Here is a 15,549-nt window from a genome sequence, read left to right as displayed (position 1 = left end):
GTTCAGCGCGGGGAGCGGGAGCGGTGGCCGGCCCTCGGAGCCCGGCCGGCCCTGCGCCAGCGGGGTTCCTTGTCGAGGGTCTTCGCGGTGATCGTGCGGAGCCGGCGGATCACCGCTCCGTAGGCGGAGCTGGCGTTGCTGGAGACATGCGATCCGGGCGGGGCGTCCATGAACGGCATGAACTTGTCGGGGAAGCCCGGCATGGTGCAGCCGATGCAGATGCCGCCGACATTGGGACAGCCGCCGATGCCGTTGATCCAGCCGCGCTTGGTGACATTGCATTTGACCACCGGACCCCAGCAGCCGAGGCGCACCAGACACTCCGGGGTGCCGTAGTCGGCGGCGAACTGGCCCTGCTCGTAGTAGCCGCCCCGGTCGCAGCCCTCGTGCACGGTCGCGCCGAAGAGCCAGGCCGGGCGCAGCTTGTCGTCCAGCGGGATCATCGGGGCCGAGCCGGCCAGCTGGTAGAGCAGATAGGTGAGCGTCTCCGCGAAGTTGTCCGGCTGGACGGGACAGCCGGGTACGCAGACGATCGGCAGACCGGCCTTGGAGGTCCAGTCCCAGCCGAGATAATCGGGTACGCCCATTGCGCCGGTCGGGTTGCCCGCCATCGCGTGGATGCCGCCGTAGGCGGCGCAGGTGCCGATCGAGACGACGGCGGTGGCCTTGGGCGCGAGCCGGTCGAGCCACTCACTGGTGGTGATGGGCTGGCCGGTCTCGGGATCGTCGCCGAAGCCGCACCAGTAGCCCTCCGCCTTGATCTGCTCATTGGGGATCGAACCCTCGACGACCAGCACGAACGGGTCGAGTTCGCCCCGGTCGGCGGCGAAGAACCACTCCACGAAGTTGTCCGCGCCCTGCACGGGGCCGCACTCGAAGTCGATCAGGGGCCAGTGCACGGCGATCTCCGGCAGGCCCGGCAGGGCGCCGGTGACGATCTCCTCGATGCTGGGCTGGGTGGCCGCGGTCAGGGCGACGGAGTCGCCGTCGCAGCTCAGGCCCGCGTTGATCCAGAGGATGTGCACCGGGCCGGTGGCGGCTTCGGAATCGGTGCCGCTGGTCGTTGTCGCACTCACGAGGATGCCTCCCTGAAAAGGGATGAATCGATGGAAATCGCTTATTAAGTTCATAGCATCTCGTGGTGAGCGGTGAGGGCGCGCGATCCCGCGCGGTCGTCCGGAAAGCCGTATCCGGCGGGCCGTCCGGGTGGATCGCCCTCCGGGGCGCCGGACCGGGACCGGGACCGGGCGGGGGGCCGGGGCCGGAGTCAGGGCGCGGGCGGCTCCTGGGGGATCACCGCGCGGACGACCTCCAGGGTGCGTTCCGTGATGTCGGCCCGGTCGTTGAGCACCCAGGAGATGTGCCGGCCCCGAAGAACGCGGAGACCAGCACCCTGGCGAGCGCCTCCGGAGAAGTGCCGGGCACGAGCTGTTTCTGATCCCGCAGGGAGAACACGCACCGGTGTGTGGAGGTCATGCGACCGGCGTCGCCCCGCCGCCCGGCCCGCGCCCCCGGGCGACACCCTCGCCCAGGGTTCCCGACAGAATCGTCACGGCACTGCCGCTCAGCTGTACACGGTCGCCGCTGACGACGGTCCGGACCAGCCCGGCGCGGGCGGAGGCCTGGAGCCCGGTGAGGCTCTCCCGGCCGAGGAGGCCCGACCAGTAGGGCGCGAGAGCGGTGTGGGCGCTGCCGGTGACCGGGTCCTCGGGGATGCCCTCGGCGGGTGAGAAGAAGCGCGAGACGAAGTCGTACTCCGCACCGTGCTCCGCGTCGTACCCCGAGCCGTGCTCCGTGTCCGCGCCGGCGGCCCGGGCGGTGATGATGACACCGCGCAGCTCCTCGGCGCGCGTCAGCTCGGCCAGCGCTGCCAGATCGGGCGTCACGGCCCGGACGGAGGCCTCGTCGGGCAGCACGGTCAGCAGATCGCCGAGCGCACCCGTCCGGAAGGTCGCCTCGGGGGTGACACCGAGAGACTCCGCCAGCCCCTCGGGAACGGGGACCCGGGTGCCCGGTGCGGCCGGGAAGTCCAGGACGAGGGTGCCGTCCGCGCCGGCGTCGGCGACGAGGACGCCGTTCCACCGGCTGCTGAACCGGATCGGGCCGAGAAGCCCGCGCTCGGTGCGCAGCACATGGCGCGTGGCCAAAGTGGCATGCCCGCAGAGATTGGTCTCCACGAGCGGGGTGAACCACCGGATCGCCCAGTCCGCGTCCGCCCCGGCGGCCAGGGGGAGCGCGAAGGCCGTCTCCGAGTGGTTCATCTCCGCCGCGACCTGCCGCATCCACTGGTCCTCGGGCCATGAACCGGCGGGCAGCAGACACACCCCCGCGGGGTTTCCGCCGAAGGGCCGGTCGGTGAAGGAGTCGACGACATGGATGCTCGAAGAGGGCGTGGCGTTCATGGGGAGAAGGTAATCAGCCCGATCACCCTCTGGCCCAGTCCAATGCGCGGTCGGTGGACTGAATTCCCTTCGGTCGCACGCGGTGACCATCGGGGAGAGGATGGAGGGACCGAGACGACCGGGCGGGCGCGAGACGGCGGAGGTACGGCACATGTTCCGGGACACCAGGGCGTTCAGCGGATTCGCCGTCGACGACATCCCGGCGGCCAGACGTTTCTACGGGGAGACGCTCGGGCTGGAGGTCGGCGAGGAGCAGGGAATGCTGACCCTGACACTCGGCGGCGGCGCGACCGTCCTCGTCTATCCGAAGCCGGACCACACACCGGCGGGGTTCACGCTGCTCAACTTCCCGGTGGACGACATCGAGGAGGCCGTGGACGCGCTGGCCGCGCGGGGCGTGAGCTTCGAGCGCTACGAGGGCTTCGCCCACGACGAGAAGGGCATCGCCCGGCACGAGGGCGGACCGGCCATCGCGTGGTTCAGGGATCCGGCGGGAAACGTCCTCTCGGTGCTCCAGGAGAGCTGAGCGGGCCTGCCCTCCCGCTACCGCCCGGCATCCGTGACGCCCGCGTCGGCACCGTTGCCGATGCCGAGCAGCGCGGTCAGCTCCAGGACCTCCTGGCCCCCGGGCGCTTCCGACGCCCTGTGCAGCGCCAGCGCCTCCCCCCAGCAGGCACGGGCGCGGTCCTCCTGTCCGAGCGGGTGCAGCGCCCGGCCCAGTGTGAGCAGCACTCCGGCGCGTATCCGGTCGCCCCCGATACAGCCGATCGCCAGGGCCTGTTCGGCATGGCGGGCGGCGGCGGCCGGCCGCCCCGCGCCCAGATGGGTCTGGGCGATACGGAAGTGAGTCGTCCCCTCCCACAGCCGCTGCCGGTTCACCGCGAAGCCGTGCAGCGCCGACAGCTGCTCCTCAAGGGCTTCGGCATGGCGGCCCGCCCTGGTCAGAGCGTTTCCCAGGGTGTAGCGGGCATTGGCCGTCCGCAGGGTCAGACCATGGGCCGACAGCATGTCCACGCCCTTGCGCGCCAGCTCGATCGCCTCGTCGACGCGGTCCATGGTCAGATACACATGGGAGAGATTGCACAGCGAAGTGGCCTGGCCCGGCTCGTTGCCATAGGTCCGGGCGTCCTCGACGGCCTGCCGCAGAAAGCGCTCGGACTCGGCGTGCCGGTGCTGGGTGAGCGCGATGATCCCCCGGTCGTTGCCGGCGGCGTAGACGAGCGCGATGTCCCCCGCCTCCGCCCCGAGCAGCGCGGCCCGGCGGGCGTGCTCGCCCGCCTCGCCGTAGCGGCCCGCCATCAGCTCCACGGTGGTCAGCGCGGTGTGGGCCCGGCCCAGGGCCCGGGTGTCGCCCGCCGCCCTGGCGGCGTCCCACGCGATCCGCGCGGCCGTGGCGTACTGCGCGGAGTGCGCACCCCACTCCGCGAGGTTCTTGGCGGCCCAGAGCAGATCGACGGCGCGTTTGAGCAGGCCGTCCGCCGTGGACTGACCGACGCACGCCAGTACGCACTGCGCCTCGGTGTGCAGCCAGTCGACGGCCTCCCGCCGGTCGGCGAAGGGCAGCCCTTCGTGCGCGGTGGCCTCCAGATGCTCGGGCAGCCGGTCGCCGGCGCGTTCCACCGCGTAGGCCCGGGCGGCGGTGGCCAGATAGAAGTCGAGGAGACGGGAGCGCGCGGCCAGAGTCGCCGCTTGGCGCTCGTCGCGCTCGGCGCAGGCACGCGCGTACAGCCTGACCAGGTCGTGATACCCGTACCGGCCCGGCACCGAGGACCACAGCAGCGAGGTGTCGATGAGCGCTTCGAGGAGGTCCTCGGCGTCCTGCGGAGCCAGCCCCAGCAGCGCGGCGGCGGCCGGGAGCGAGATGTCCGGCCCGTCCGCGAGCGCCACCAGCCGGAAGGCGCGCGCCTGCGCGGGCTCCAGCTGTGCGTAGCCCAGCTCGAAGGTCGCCTTGACGGCGAGGTCCCCGGCGTGGAGCTCATCGAGCAGCCGGCGCTTGTCGGCGAGTTTCGTGGAGAGGACGGAGACGCTCCAACCGCTGCGGGCGGCCAGCCGCGCGGCGGCGATCCGGGTGGCCAGCGGCAGAAAGCCGCAGGCCGTGACCACATCGAGGGCCGACTCCCGGTCGACGGTGACCCGCTCCTCGCCGACGACGCGGGTGAAGAGCTGGAGCGACTCCTCGGGGGACATCACCTCGACATCGACCAGCCGCGCGTTCTCCAGGCCGACCAGCCTGGCCCGGCTGGTGATCAGGGCCGCGCAGCCCTCCGCGCCGGGCAGCAGCGGACGGACCTGGGCCGTGTCGCGGGCGTTGTCGAGCAGCACCAGGATCCTGCGGTGCGCCAGCAGGGTGCGGTAGAGCGCGGAGCGCTGTTCGAGCGAGTCCGGAATAGTGGACTCCGGTGCTCCGAGGGTACGGAGGAACGCCCCCAGCACGGTGGCCGGTTCGGCCGGGCGGCTGCCCGCGCCCTGGAGGTCGGCGTAGAGCTGGCCGTCCGGGAAGTGCGGGCGCGACAGCCGGGCGGCATGGACGGCGAGTGTGGTCTTGCCGACTCCGCCGATCCCCGCCAGCGCGGCGACCGGGGAGACCGCCCCGCCCGCGGTGGCCAGCAGCTCGACCAGCCCGCGCACCTCGTCGGAGCGGCCCGTGAAATCGGCCACCGAGGGCGGCAGTTGCGCGGGCGGGCCGAAGCCCGGCGGCGCGGGAGCCGTCGTCCCCTCCCCGGGGCGGTCCAGTTCCCCGTCCGCGCGCAGGATGCGCTGTTGCAGCTGGGAGAGTTCGGCGCGCGGGTCGACGCCCAGCTCCTCGGCGAGCAGCCGGCGGGTGTCGGCGTACACCGCGAGGGCCTCGGCCTGCCGTCCGGCGCGGTAGAGCGCCAGCATGAGCAGCTCGCGCAGCCGTTCGCGCAGCGGATGGGCGGCGGTGAGCGCGGTCAGCCCGGAGACGGCCTCCGCGTGACGCCCGGTCTCCAGGTCCAGTTCGAGACGGGTCTCCAGCAGCCGGAGCCGCCACTCGCCGAGCCGGGCCCGCTCATGGTCGGCGTACGGCCCCGGGAGACCCGCGAGCGCCTCCCCGTCCCACAGATTGAGCGCGGTGTCGAGCAGGGAACGCGCCCGGTGCGGCTCCCCGGCCGCGCGGAGCCGCTCGGCCTCCGCCGCCGCGCCCTCGGCCACGGCGAGGTCCACACCCGAGCGGCCGACCCGCAGGGCGTATCCGCCGGCCTCGCTGACCAGCGCGTCCGGGGTGAGGAGCTTACGGAGCCTGGAGGCGTACGTCCGGATGGTGGCACGGGCCTGTAAAGGAGGGTCCTCACCCCAGAGCGCGTCGATCAGCTCGGACACCGTGGCCGTGCGGCCCTCGCGCAGCAGCAGCACGGCCAGCACCGCGCGCTGCTGCGGCGAACCCGGAGGCAGCGCCTTCCCGCCGTGCCAGGCGCGCACCGGACCCAGCAGGCTGAAACGCAGATCGCCCCCGCCGCCGTGCACCGGACCCCCTGCCGACCCCTTCGGTATGGATGACCCGCCCTCATCGTGCATTTCGCCCCCGCCCCCCCGCCGCGGTCGCCGTTCTCCCACGGATGACGGGACGCTACGCCACGGTTCGGCGTGTCCGGAAACCGTTCGGAGCGAAGCCGCGGACCGCCGCCCGCCGGCGTACGCCACAGGCGCGCGCCCGGCGGAGCGCTCAGGGCAGCCGGGTCGAGTGAGTGACCTTGTCGACATGGTAGTAATCGGCGACGCACCCGGCGGGCCAGCTGCCGTGTTTGCCGAACGGCTCACCCATGGCGGCGACCGACAGCGGTGTGTACGGGAGCGTCCGGGCCCCGCCCGCGGCCTGGGCGCGCAGCCACTGGTCCTGATGGTCGAAGGCCCGGGCCCTGGCCGCCATCTCCGTCCCGAGCCCGGCGAGGGGGAGGGCGAGCCCGAGACAGCAGGCGGCGCAGACCGCCGCGCAGACCGCGGTGAGCGGCCCGGACGCGACTCTCACGGCACGCCCGAGCAGCGCGCCGACGCCGACGAGCAGGGCGACGAAGAGCAGGAGGTAGTCGTTCCAGGCGCGCGAGACCGTCGCCGTTCCCGCGCCGAAGACGGGGTAAGCGACCACCGTGCAGAGATAGCCCGCGACGAGGAACGTCAGCGTCCCGGCGGCGGCGAGCAGCGGCCGGTTCCCCAGCACGACCGACGAGGGCCGCGCTCCGCCGCTTCGGCACAGCAGGCCCAGCAGCATCCCGGCCGCGACCGCGCCCAGATACTCCCACGTGGTCAGAAGGGTGGCGAGAACGTGCCCGAAGGCGCGCAGCGCCCCGAGCAGCGAATCGGGCGCGAACATGGACGCGTTCGCGCCGTACCGCTCACGACGGCTCTGGGAGCCGGGGGAGGTGAGCAGGAGGACGGTCCCGACGCCGATCCCCGCGATCCCCGTGAGACACCACCGGCGCACCTCGGCGCACCGCCCGCCGGTGACGAGCCGGCGGCCGAGCAGCAGCACACAGCTCAGGACCGTGAGGGCGACGACACAGGTGTTCTCGGAGAGCGTGGCCAGGAAGCACCCCATCAGGAACACCGCGGCCGTCGCGGCCCTCCGGCCCGCGCGGGACCGGGCCAGCAGCAGCGGAACGACCGCGGCGCACGCCAGTACCGGAGCCACCGTGTGCGAGACGGCCGAGGCGGGCCAGTAGAACGTCTTGTACGTATTGGGGCTGGCGAGCAGGAAGACGGCGGTCGCCATGGACGCCACGAGCAGCGGCAGCGCGCGCGGGACCCGCAGGGCCGTACGCCGCAGGGCCAGCGCGGTCACCGCCCACAGGATCCCCCACATGAGAAGCCCGCTGACGGCGGCGAACCACTGGTGTCCCGCGATCCCCGGTTTGGCGTACGCCCCGACCAGCAGGGCGTTCGCGACGCGCCCGTTGTCCCAGAGGTAGAACTTCTCGACCATCCCGATGACGCCGCCGTCGCGCACGGCCGGCAGGAAGCACCAGTCGTCCGCGCCGGGCCGGACATGCCGGCCGAACCAGGCGGCCGCGGCGAGAAGCCCGAGGGGCGGCGCGGTGAGCGCCGCGGTCCAGAGAGCCGTCCGCCGTCCACCACCGCCGCCGGTCCGGTCCTTTGCGGGCGGCGGCCCGGTGAGGGCTGCTTCCGACGCCTCGACGGCCATGGGCGATTCCGCCTTTCGTTCGTTCGTCATCGCTGTCGCCCGGACGGCGCGACCGCACCGGAGGTGATGGCCCACCGGGCCAGCAGAAAGGAGAACGGGGTGACCAGCACTCCGGCGGCCACGGCCGAGATGTTCTTGTCCATCCCCAGCACGCCGACCGCGAGCTGGAGCAGGATTCCCGCTCCCACCAGACCGGCCACGCCGGACGCCGGATACCGGGCGAAGGCCCGCCAGGTCGGCCTGGTCCGGCAGGTGAGCCAGGAGTTGAGCAGGAAGGACACCACAACGCTGACCGCGTATCCCAGGACATGCGCCGCCAGATAGGGGATCCAGTGGTGCGCCGAGACATAGACCGCCAGATAGACGGCCGTATTGACACAGCCGATCGCCGCGAAGAGGGCGAACTGCCGTACGGTGCGAGGCGTTCCGGTCGGGTCGGCCGTTCGTGCGCCGGGCGAGTCGGGCGAGTCGGGCGAGTCGCGCACGGCGGGTGCGTCGGGTGCGTCGGGCACGTCCTGCGGGTCGGGGCACGGCGGGGCGGCCGGCGACTCGTCCGTCTCGTACACCACATAGTGGGGCCGGTGCTTCGCCTCGTGATGGATACGGCCCACGTATTCACCGATGACGCCGAGCGTGACCAGCTGGATCCCGCCGAGCGCGACCACCGCGGTCAGCAGGGTCGGATGCCCGGGTACGGCGACCTGGCGCAGCAGGGCGTCGAGCACGACCCAGACCGCGTACCCCAGCGCCGCCAGGAAGAGCGCGATGCCGGTGTGGAGGGCCAGCCGCAGCGGGCGGCTGTTGAAGGAGATCACGCCCTCGACGCCCCGGCCGAGCGCGCTGCCGCGCGTGTTCCCGCCGCCCCGCACCGGCCCACGGGTGTTCCGGTAGGAGAAACTCACGGTCGGATATCCGATCCAGGAGAAGATCCCCTCGGAGTACCGGTTGCTCTCGGGCAGCGACAGCACGCTGTCCACGGCGCGGCGGGACAGCAGCCGGAAGTCGCCCGGTCCGTCGACGGCCCCGACGCCCGTGAGACGCCCCAGCGCCCGGCGGCCGAACGCACGGACGGCGGCCCGCACACGGCCTTCGTCACCCCGGTCGAGCCGCGCGACGACCTGGTCGTATCCCAGCCGGTGGAACTCCAGCAGCCGGGGCAGGAGTTCCGGCGGATGCCGCAGGTCCGCGTCCATGAGGATCACCGCTTCGCCCCGCGCCATGCGCGCTCCCGCGAGCAGGGCGGCCTCCCTCCCGAAGGCGCGGCTGAAGGAGGTGTGGCGCACCCGGTGGTCCGAGGCGCAGAGCGCGGTCAGCCGGGCCCTGGTGCCGTCGCGGCTGCCGTCGTCCACGTAACAGATCTCAAAGGCGCGCCGGGTCCGGACCAGCGTTCTGACGAGGGTGCTGTGGAAATCCGTGAGGGCGTCGGCCCCGGGGAGGCGGGGGACGACGACGGAGATCTCTCGCCGGGTGCCGCACATCGCCGTCTCCCGCTCCACGCTTCCCGGATCCCCGCACCCGGGCATTCTCCAGCGCCGCCGACGCGGGCGGCGGCGCGAAACGCGGGAGCGTGCGCCGTTGGGGTGAGAAGTCGCCGCTGCTGACGACGGCGTCGGCGGCGGCACGCTCACGCCGGAGCGAGGTTGCCGAAAGTTATGGTTATTGACCATGGGTGACGGTGCCGGAGCGGCTGCGCCTCGCGCCGCCGATGCGGTCGAACTGCCCCGGGAGAACAGGTCATTGGTGACAGTAAGAGGGTATTGTCACTTTACGGTCAATTTAAGCAACCTATGGTAGTATCGCAGGCTTGCCGCTCTGGTCGGATCACCCTCTGGCCGGATTCATGTGGGTCGTTCTCAGGGAGTCTCATGCGTCGCCGAATACATCCTGTGGCAGCGACGAGCGGAGTGGTGGTCGCCGGCTTCGGCGCCCTCTACCTCGCCGGGCTGCTGCTGACCGGCGACGAGATACCCGAGGACACCTCGGTGCGCGGGGTGGACATAGGCGGCCTGAGCCAGTCCGAGGCCCGGCGGAAGCTGGACGAACGCCTCGGTACGAGCGCCACCGGGCCCCTGACGGTGAAGATCGGCGACCGTACCGACACCGTCGACCCGCGCTCGGCCGGTCTCGCCTTCGACGCCGGAGCGACCGCCGACCGCGCGGTCCGGGGCGGGAGCGACCCGATCACCGTGATCGGCGGGCTCTTCGGAGCCGGTGGGGGAGCCGTCGAGCCCGTGCTCCGGCTCGGCGAGGACAAGACCCGGACCGCCCTCGAAAAGCTGGCCGAAAAGCATGAGCGCAAGGTCCGCGACGGAGCGATCTCCTTCGTCGCCGGAGAGCCGAAGCCGGTCCTGCCCCGCAATGGGCAGACCCTGAACGTCGACGCCTCCGTCGGCGTCCTGCACTCCGCGTACCTCGCCGCCGAGCCCACGCCCGCCAACCTCCCGATCCGGGAGAAGGCCCCCAGGATCGGCGCGGCGGAGACCGAGCGGGCCATGTACGAGTTCGCCCGCCCGGCGATGTCCGGACCGGTCACGCTCACCACGGGCGGCAAGCGGATCACGATCACCCCCGCCGTCCTCGGCGAGCATCTGAAGATGCGGCCCGACGCCGCCGGCCGGCTGGTGCCCAAGCTCGACGGAAAGGCCCTCACCGAGGACCCGGCGGTGGCCGCCCCCCTCGCCGCCGCCACGGGTGAGGCCGTCGAGGCCGAGCTGCGGCTCGACGGGAACCGGGTCGAAGCGGTCACCGCCGGTGAGCCCGGTCGGGAAGTCACCGCCGACTCGGTCACCGACGCGGTGCTGCCCCTGCTCACCAAGGACGGCGCGGCGGCCCGCACCGGCGAGGTGGCCACCCGGCTGACCCAGCCCAAGGTGACCAGGGAGAACCTGGACGAGCTGGGCCTGAAGGAGAAGATGTCCTCCTTCACGGTCGACTTCGAACCGGCCGAGTACCGCACCAAGAACATCGGCCGCGCCGTGGAACTGATCAACGGCTCGGTCGTCATGCCCGACGAGACCTGGAGCTTCAACCGCACCGTCGGTGAGCGCACCAAGGAGAACGGCTTCGTCGACGGCACCATCATCCTGAACGACCAGTACGCCAAGGCCGCCGGCGGCGGCGTCTCGGCCGTCGCCACCACCGTCTTCAACGCCGTCTTCTTCGCCGGCGTCAAGCCCGTGGAGTACGGCGCGCACTCCTTCTACATCGAGCGCTACCCGGAGGGCCGTGAGGCGACGGTCGCCTGGGGCAGCCTCGATCTGAGGTTCACCAACGACTCCGGCAACGCCATCTACATCCTGGCCGAGTCCACCGACTCGTCGGTGACGATCACCTTCCTCGGCACCAAGAAGTACGACAAGGTGGAGGCGGTGCAGGGGCCGCGCACCAATGTCAAGGAGCCCGGCACCCGCCCCGGCAAGTCGGAGGAGTGCCAGCCGCAGACCCCGCTGGAAGGCTTCGACGTCACCGTCGAACGCGTCTTCCACTCCGGCGGCGAGGAAGTGAAGCGGGAGCCGTTCCACACCCGCTACACCCCGCGCGACAAGGTCACCTGCGACTGACGACCCGGACAGGGCCGGCAGAGGACCGCGGCCGCCGCGCCTCCACGGGGAGGCACGGCGGCCGCGGTCCGTTCCGCTCCGTTCAGTCCCGGTCGACCCGCTGCGACACGATGTCGCCCTTGGCGGCGTCGATCTCGAAGTCGGCCTCGGTCCAGTCGTCCGTGTTCGCCACCTCGACCTGCCAGACGGCGACGTCGTTGCTGTCGTCGTCATCGAGCTGCACCCCGGTGACGGTGCCCGGCTGCTTGTCCGTGGCCGTCTTGACCGCCTGCTGAGGCGTCTGGGTCGCCTGCGCGAGCAGCCCGGCGAGCTGCTGCTTGTCGCCCGAGTCCTGACCCTGTTCCGCACGCGACTCGATGACCTGCCCGGTCACGGCGTCGATGATCACGATGCGGGCCGTGCCGTCCTTCTGGGCGACGGTCGCCGCCCACTGCGGCGCACCCGGACTCCTGGAGGGCCGGGGCGAGGCCGTCTCCGGCGGGCTGGGACGCTGCGGAGTGCGCTCCAGCTCAAGATCGACGAGCTTGCTCTGCGGAACCTCCGCCACCGCCTTGTCCGCCGCCTTGTCCCAGGTGATCTGGGCGGACGCGACCAGCTCCTTCCGCTGCTCCCGCTCCCGTGACAGGGACGCGCTTGCGGCCGGGGTGCTGGGCGTGGCCCGGGCCGCCCCGGCCTCCCGCCCCGCCTCGGCGGCCGAGGTCACCGAGCCGCTGTCGTTGCCGCAGGCGGTGACCGACAGCAGGGAACCGACGACGGCACAGACCGCCGCGGCGGTACGGGCACGGAGAGGACGCGGAGCGGGGGCTTGCGGCTGACTCGAATCAGGGCTCATGCAGCCACGGGTAACCCCTCGCCCGCCGCCCCTACCGAGCTGCCGCCACGAGCCACCCGATCGGCCGCCGTTTCCTCCCGTTCCTTCCGTTCCTCCCGCGACGAGCGCGGCACCCGGCCGGGATCACCCGGCGGTCACGGTGTCCTCGAACGTCCGGCCCGCCGCGCGGTACGCCCCGACCTCCGCCGCGACCTGCGCGGGGGTGAGGACCCGGTCCTTGATGTGCAGGACGTAGTCCACCTGCTGCTCGTACGCCCGGGGCGCGGTGGAGGTCTGGCCCGTCAGATCCGTCAGCCACTGGTTGAAGCTGATGACCATGGAGCGCTCGGGCAGATAGGCGGCGCTGTGGGTGCTGAAGAGCCGCCCGTCCACGTAGTAGCGGATGTCATCGCCGTCGATGGTGAACACCAGGTCGCGCCATCCGCCGTGGCTGCTGCGGGCCACCGTGTGCTGGTTGACGCTCTGCCCCGAGTTCGGGTCGTAGGTCTCCCAGGAGGTGGTGAAGAAGATGTTGGCACTCTCGCCCCAGCCGCCGTTGGGCAGATACTCGAAGTCGTACTCCGAGTAGTCGTCGGCCATCGGCGACTTGAGGTCGTTGATGGCGAAGAACGTCTGCACCACATGGTCGCCGTCCGGCCCCGACCTCGGCGCGTCGCTGAACCTGACCCGGGCCGCGTAGGTGCCGTTCTTGAACTTCATCGCCGAGGTGGAGATCTCCGCCTGGCGGGTGCTCGCCGCAGTCCCGGAGGTGGAGGTCTCCAGATTCATGAAGGTCTCGCCGCCCGTGGCGGTGAAGGAGATGTTCTGCGGCGACCAGGTCGCGCCCGGGACGCCGGGGCCGCCCGAATAGGTGCGCGGCGTCCAGCCGTTGGCCGCGAGCCGGGGATCGTTGTGCGCGGTGTAGTCGAAGTCGTCGAAGAGCGCCGCGCGCGGCGGCTCGGCCGGCCCCCCGCCGGGCTCGGTGCCCCACACGGTGGTCCCGGCCAGCTGCGCGGTGACCTTGGGCCAGTCGCCGTACGAGGTCTGCCCGGCTCCGAAGGAGTGGTCGTCGCTCTGGACCAGCTGCTGCCAGTCCGAGCGGTGGAAACGCAGCTGTATGTCCCCGCTGTCCGCGCCCGGGGCGAGAGAGCCCGCCCCGGCGGTGAAACCGACCTCCAGATAGCGGTCGGCGGTCGCCGTCGGCCGGGCGAGCGTGCCGAAGGAGCCGGTCACCTGGGCGCACCCCTTCACCGCCCAGTCGCAGGAGAAGCGGTGGGCGGCACCGGCCGAGTCGGCCTTGAAGTAGTAACGGATCCTCACATCGCTCAGCGGCACCGAGGTGCCGCCGGTATTGCGCACCTTGAGCCAGGGCGCGGTCTGGGAGGCGGTGGCCCCGGTCGCGCTGGTGCGGTACTGGACGGTGAGTCCGCCGCCCGCGGTGGCGGACTTCGCGGCGGCGTTCGCCGCGGTGGGGAGGGTCGCGAGACCGACCGTGCCGAGGGCCATGGCGAGAGCGGCGACCGCCGCCGTGCGCAGCCGGTGGTGGGGGGTTCTTCTCATGGCGCTGCCTCTCCTGAACGGTTGAGACGGGCTGTCACCCGGGTGACGCCCGGCGACAGTCCGTGACTGTACTGAAAAGGGGGCCTGTCGAACTGGTGTATGTAAGAGGCACGCACATGTGAAAGCGCCGCTGTGCGGGCGGCCTCGCTGCGCCGACAGAGTGATATGTGCATCTGCCACCCATACCGTCGGCCCTCGGCTCCGAACCCTGAGCGGACATCGCCCGCCCCGGGCGATCCACCCAGCAAGGAGCACCGTCAATGCGCAAGTCCGTCGCCACGGCCGCCGTCTGCCTGGCCGCCCTCACCACACCCGCCCTCGCGTTCACCGGCCCCGACGCAGCCCCCGCGGCTCCGCAGAGCGGTGCCGCCGCGCCGAGAACCCTCAGCGCGCTCGGGCTCACGGCCGACCAGCGGCTCGTCCGGTTCGCCGTCGACAAGCCCTCGGCGACCAGGACCCTGGGCCGGATCAGCGGTCTCACGGGCGACACCAAGCTCGTCGGCATCGACTTCCGGGTCCAGAACCTCAAGCTGTACGGAGTCGGCGACCAGGGCGGTGTCTACACCCTCGACACCGCCAACGCCACGGCCGTGAAGGTCTCCCAGCTCACGGCCGCGCTCTCCGGCACCCTGTTCGGCGTCGACTTCAACCCGGCGGCCAACCGGCTGCGCGTCATCAGCGACACCGGCCAGAACCTCCGCCACAACATCGACGACGCCACCGGCGCGCCGGGTACCGTCGTCGACGGCCCGCTGACCAACCCCACCGTGCCGCCCGCCACGGCCCAGGGCGTCACCGCCGCCGCCTACACCAACAACGACCTCGACACCGCCACGGCCACCACCCTCTTCGACCTCGACACCCTGACCGACCGCGTCGACCTCCAGTCACCCGCCAACAGCGGCTCCCTCGCCCCCACCGGCGGCCTCGGCGCCGACGCGGGCCCGGACGCCGGATTCGACATTCACTTCTCCCCGGCGGACGGTGCCAACCACGGCTTCGCCACCCTCCGTACCGGCGCCTCCCACCGTCTGTACGAGGTCAGCCTCCTGACCGGAGCCGTACGCGACCTCGGCTCCTTCCCCGCCCGCCGCCAGGTCACCGACATCGCCCTGCCGCTCGCCCAGCACTGAGCCGAAAGCCCGCACGCCGGAGGCCGGTCACCGCGCGGTGACCGGCCTCCGGTGCGCTCTGCGGGCTCCCCGCCCCGGGGGCTCCGGGCCCCTGGGCGCGCCTACTTGGGCATCAGGACGGTGTCGACGATGTGGACCGTGGCGTTGGCCGTCGTGACATTGCCGCAGACGACCTTCGCGCTCTCGTTCACCGTGTACGCCTCGTCCGCGCCGGCCGTGGTGATCATCCCCTTCTGGAGCGTCTCGAAGGAACCGCTCCGCAGCTGCTCGGGCGCGAGGGTCTCGCCCACCACGTGGTAGGTGAGCACCTTCGTCAGCAGATCCTTGTCGGCGAGGACCTTGTCCAGGTCGGCCTTCGGGATCTTCGCGAAGGCGTCGTTGGTGGGCGCGAAGACGGTGATGCCCTCGGCGTTGTTGAGGGTGTCCACCAGCCCGGCCTTCTTGACCGCCGTGACCAGGGTGGACAGCGCCGGGTTGTTCGAGGCGGCGGTGGCGACCGGGTCCTTGGCCATGCCGTCGAACGAGCCGGAGCCCTCCTTCGGGACGGACTGGCACGCCGTCCCGAACGGCTTGTCCGCGGCCACCGCGGCGTCCTGCTCCGCGGCCTCGGACTCCCGCGCCCCCGCGTCGTCCGAGGAGGACTCGGCGGCGGAGTCGGAGGCCGCCGTGTCCTTCCCCGAGTCCGAGCAGGCCGCGAGGGTGAACGGCAGAACGGCCGCGGCGGCCACGGCTGCGGCGGTACGGCGGAAGCGAAGGGCATTCATCGAAGACTCCATGAGGGTGATCGGGCTCAACGGCGGGACCGCCCGCCCGGCACGGGCCGGAGGGATCCCCGACCTCTCGGGCCGTGGATCCCGGACGGGCGGAACCTGCTTTCACCCGGTATTCGGAGCCACCGCCCGGACGGATGGGTCCGTCGCTCGATCAG

The 15,549-nt window shown here is 72.0% G+C and carries 11 protein-coding genes; 3 read left to right on the top strand and 8 right to left on the bottom strand.

All coding sequences use genetic code 11. From position 1 onward, the window contains the following. Positions 1 to 2: 2 nt before the first annotated feature. Both ABD371_RS32760 and ABD371_RS32755 read right to left on the bottom strand, forming a co-directional pair. Positions 3 to 1,076 (bottom strand): NADH-quinone oxidoreductase subunit B family protein, encoded by a 1,074-nt coding sequence (locus ABD371_RS32760; protein ID WP_344485315.1) that lies wholly within the window; start codon positions 1,074 to 1,076, stop codon positions 3 to 5. 396 nt (positions 1,077 to 1,472) lie between these two features. After that, a complete protein-coding gene (locus ABD371_RS32755; protein WP_344485312.1) occupies positions 1,473 to 2,402 on the bottom strand; it encodes a PhzF family phenazine biosynthesis protein in 930 nt (309 codons plus the stop codon). 151 nt (positions 2,403 to 2,553) lie between these two features. Between ABD371_RS32755 and ABD371_RS32750 the strand changes: the two genes are divergently transcribed. Then, positions 2,554 to 2,928: a VOC family protein gene (locus ABD371_RS32750; RefSeq protein WP_344485309.1), complete on the top strand. Its 375-nt coding sequence runs from the start codon at positions 2,554 to 2,556 to the stop codon at positions 2,926 to 2,928. Between the two features lie 17 nt (positions 2,929 to 2,945). On the opposite strand, the gene afsR is transcribed toward ABD371_RS32750, so the two are convergent. The 3 genes from afsR to ABD371_RS32735 all read right to left on the bottom strand — a co-directional run bounded on the left by afsR (position 2,946) and on the right by ABD371_RS32735 (position 9,053). Next, positions 2,946 to 5,936 (bottom strand): SARP-family global regulator AfsR, encoded by a 2,991-nt coding sequence (gene afsR / locus ABD371_RS32745; protein WP_381735231.1) that lies wholly within the window; start codon positions 5,934 to 5,936, stop codon positions 2,946 to 2,948. A 148-nt stretch (positions 5,937 to 6,084) separates the two neighbouring features. Then, entirely contained in the window at positions 6,085 to 7,587 is a 1,503-nt protein-coding gene (locus ABD371_RS32740) for a DUF6056 family protein (RefSeq protein ID WP_344485303.1), read from the bottom strand. Continuing rightward, positions 7,584 to 9,053: a glycosyltransferase gene (locus tag ABD371_RS32735; protein ID WP_344485301.1), complete on the bottom strand. Its 1,470-nt coding sequence runs from the start codon at positions 9,051 to 9,053 to the stop codon at positions 7,584 to 7,586. The genes ABD371_RS32740 and ABD371_RS32735 overlap by 4 nt, the downstream gene beginning before the upstream one ends. 369 nt (positions 9,054 to 9,422) lie before the next feature. Between ABD371_RS32735 and ABD371_RS32730 the strand changes: the two genes are divergently transcribed. Further along, positions 9,423 to 11,117 (top strand): VanW family protein, encoded by a 1,695-nt coding sequence (locus tag ABD371_RS32730; protein WP_344485298.1) that lies wholly within the window; start codon positions 9,423 to 9,425, stop codon positions 11,115 to 11,117. A gap of 82 nt (positions 11,118 to 11,199) precedes the next feature. Here ABD371_RS32730 and ABD371_RS32725 read toward each other — a convergent pair whose 3' ends face one another. Continuing rightward, positions 11,200 to 11,949 (bottom strand): PepSY domain-containing protein, encoded by a 750-nt coding sequence (locus ABD371_RS32725; protein ID WP_344485295.1) that lies wholly within the window; start codon positions 11,947 to 11,949, stop codon positions 11,200 to 11,202. Between the two features lie 123 nt (positions 11,950 to 12,072). Then, the gene (locus tag ABD371_RS32720; RefSeq protein WP_344485293.1) at positions 12,073 to 13,488 is read right to left on the bottom strand and encodes a cellulose binding domain-containing protein; all 1,416 of its coding nucleotides are present in this window, start codon (positions 13,486 to 13,488) and stop codon (positions 12,073 to 12,075) included. Between the two features lie 260 nt (positions 13,489 to 13,748). Here ABD371_RS32720 and ABD371_RS32715 point away from each other — a divergent pair, with 260 nt between their 5' ends. Further along, positions 13,749 to 14,621, top strand: coding sequence for a DUF4394 domain-containing protein (locus ABD371_RS32715; protein WP_344485291.1), 873 nt, complete (start codon positions 13,749 to 13,751; stop codon positions 14,619 to 14,621). Between the two features lie 101 nt (positions 14,622 to 14,722). Here ABD371_RS32715 and ABD371_RS32710 read toward each other — a convergent pair whose 3' ends face one another. Further along, complete coding sequence (locus ABD371_RS32710; RefSeq protein WP_344485288.1) at positions 14,723 to 15,385, bottom strand: fasciclin domain-containing protein; 663 nt, start codon at positions 15,383 to 15,385, stop codon at positions 14,723 to 14,725. Positions 15,386 to 15,549: the final 164 nt, after the last annotated feature.

This window comes from Streptomyces amakusaensis (genome assembly GCF_039532665.1).
Classification (GTDB): Bacteria; Actinomycetota; Actinomycetes; order Streptomycetales; family Streptomycetaceae; genus Streptomyces; species Streptomyces amakusaensis.
This window is presented reverse-complemented; position numbering and strand designations above follow the sequence as displayed.

Coding starts and splice junctions, on each gene's coding strand:
- ABD371_RS32755 (WP_344485312.1), bottom strand. CDS start 2,402: ATGAACGCCACGCCCTCTTCGAGCATCCATGTCGTCGACTCCTTCACC.
- afsR (WP_381735231.1), bottom strand. CDS start 5,936: ATGCACGATGAGGGCGGGTCATCCATACCGAAGGGGTCGGCAGGGGGT.
- ABD371_RS32750 (WP_344485309.1), top strand. CDS start 2,554: ATGTTCCGGGACACCAGGGCGTTCAGCGGATTCGCCGTCGACGACATC.
- ABD371_RS32725 (WP_344485295.1), bottom strand. CDS start 11,949: ATGAGCCCTGATTCGAGTCAGCCGCAAGCCCCCGCTCCGCGTCCTCTC.
- ABD371_RS32710 (WP_344485288.1), bottom strand. CDS start 15,385: ATGAATGCCCTTCGCTTCCGCCGTACCGCCGCAGCCGTGGCCGCCGCG.
- ABD371_RS32730 (WP_344485298.1), top strand. CDS start 9,423: ATGCGTCGCCGAATACATCCTGTGGCAGCGACGAGCGGAGTGGTGGTC.
- ABD371_RS32715 (WP_344485291.1), top strand. CDS start 13,749: ATGCGCAAGTCCGTCGCCACGGCCGCCGTCTGCCTGGCCGCCCTCACC.
- ABD371_RS32740 (WP_344485303.1), bottom strand. CDS start 7,587: ATGACGAACGAACGAAAGGCGGAATCGCCCATGGCCGTCGAGGCGTCG.
- ABD371_RS32720 (WP_344485293.1), bottom strand. CDS start 13,488: ATGAGAAGAACCCCCCACCACCGGCTGCGCACGGCGGCGGTCGCCGCT.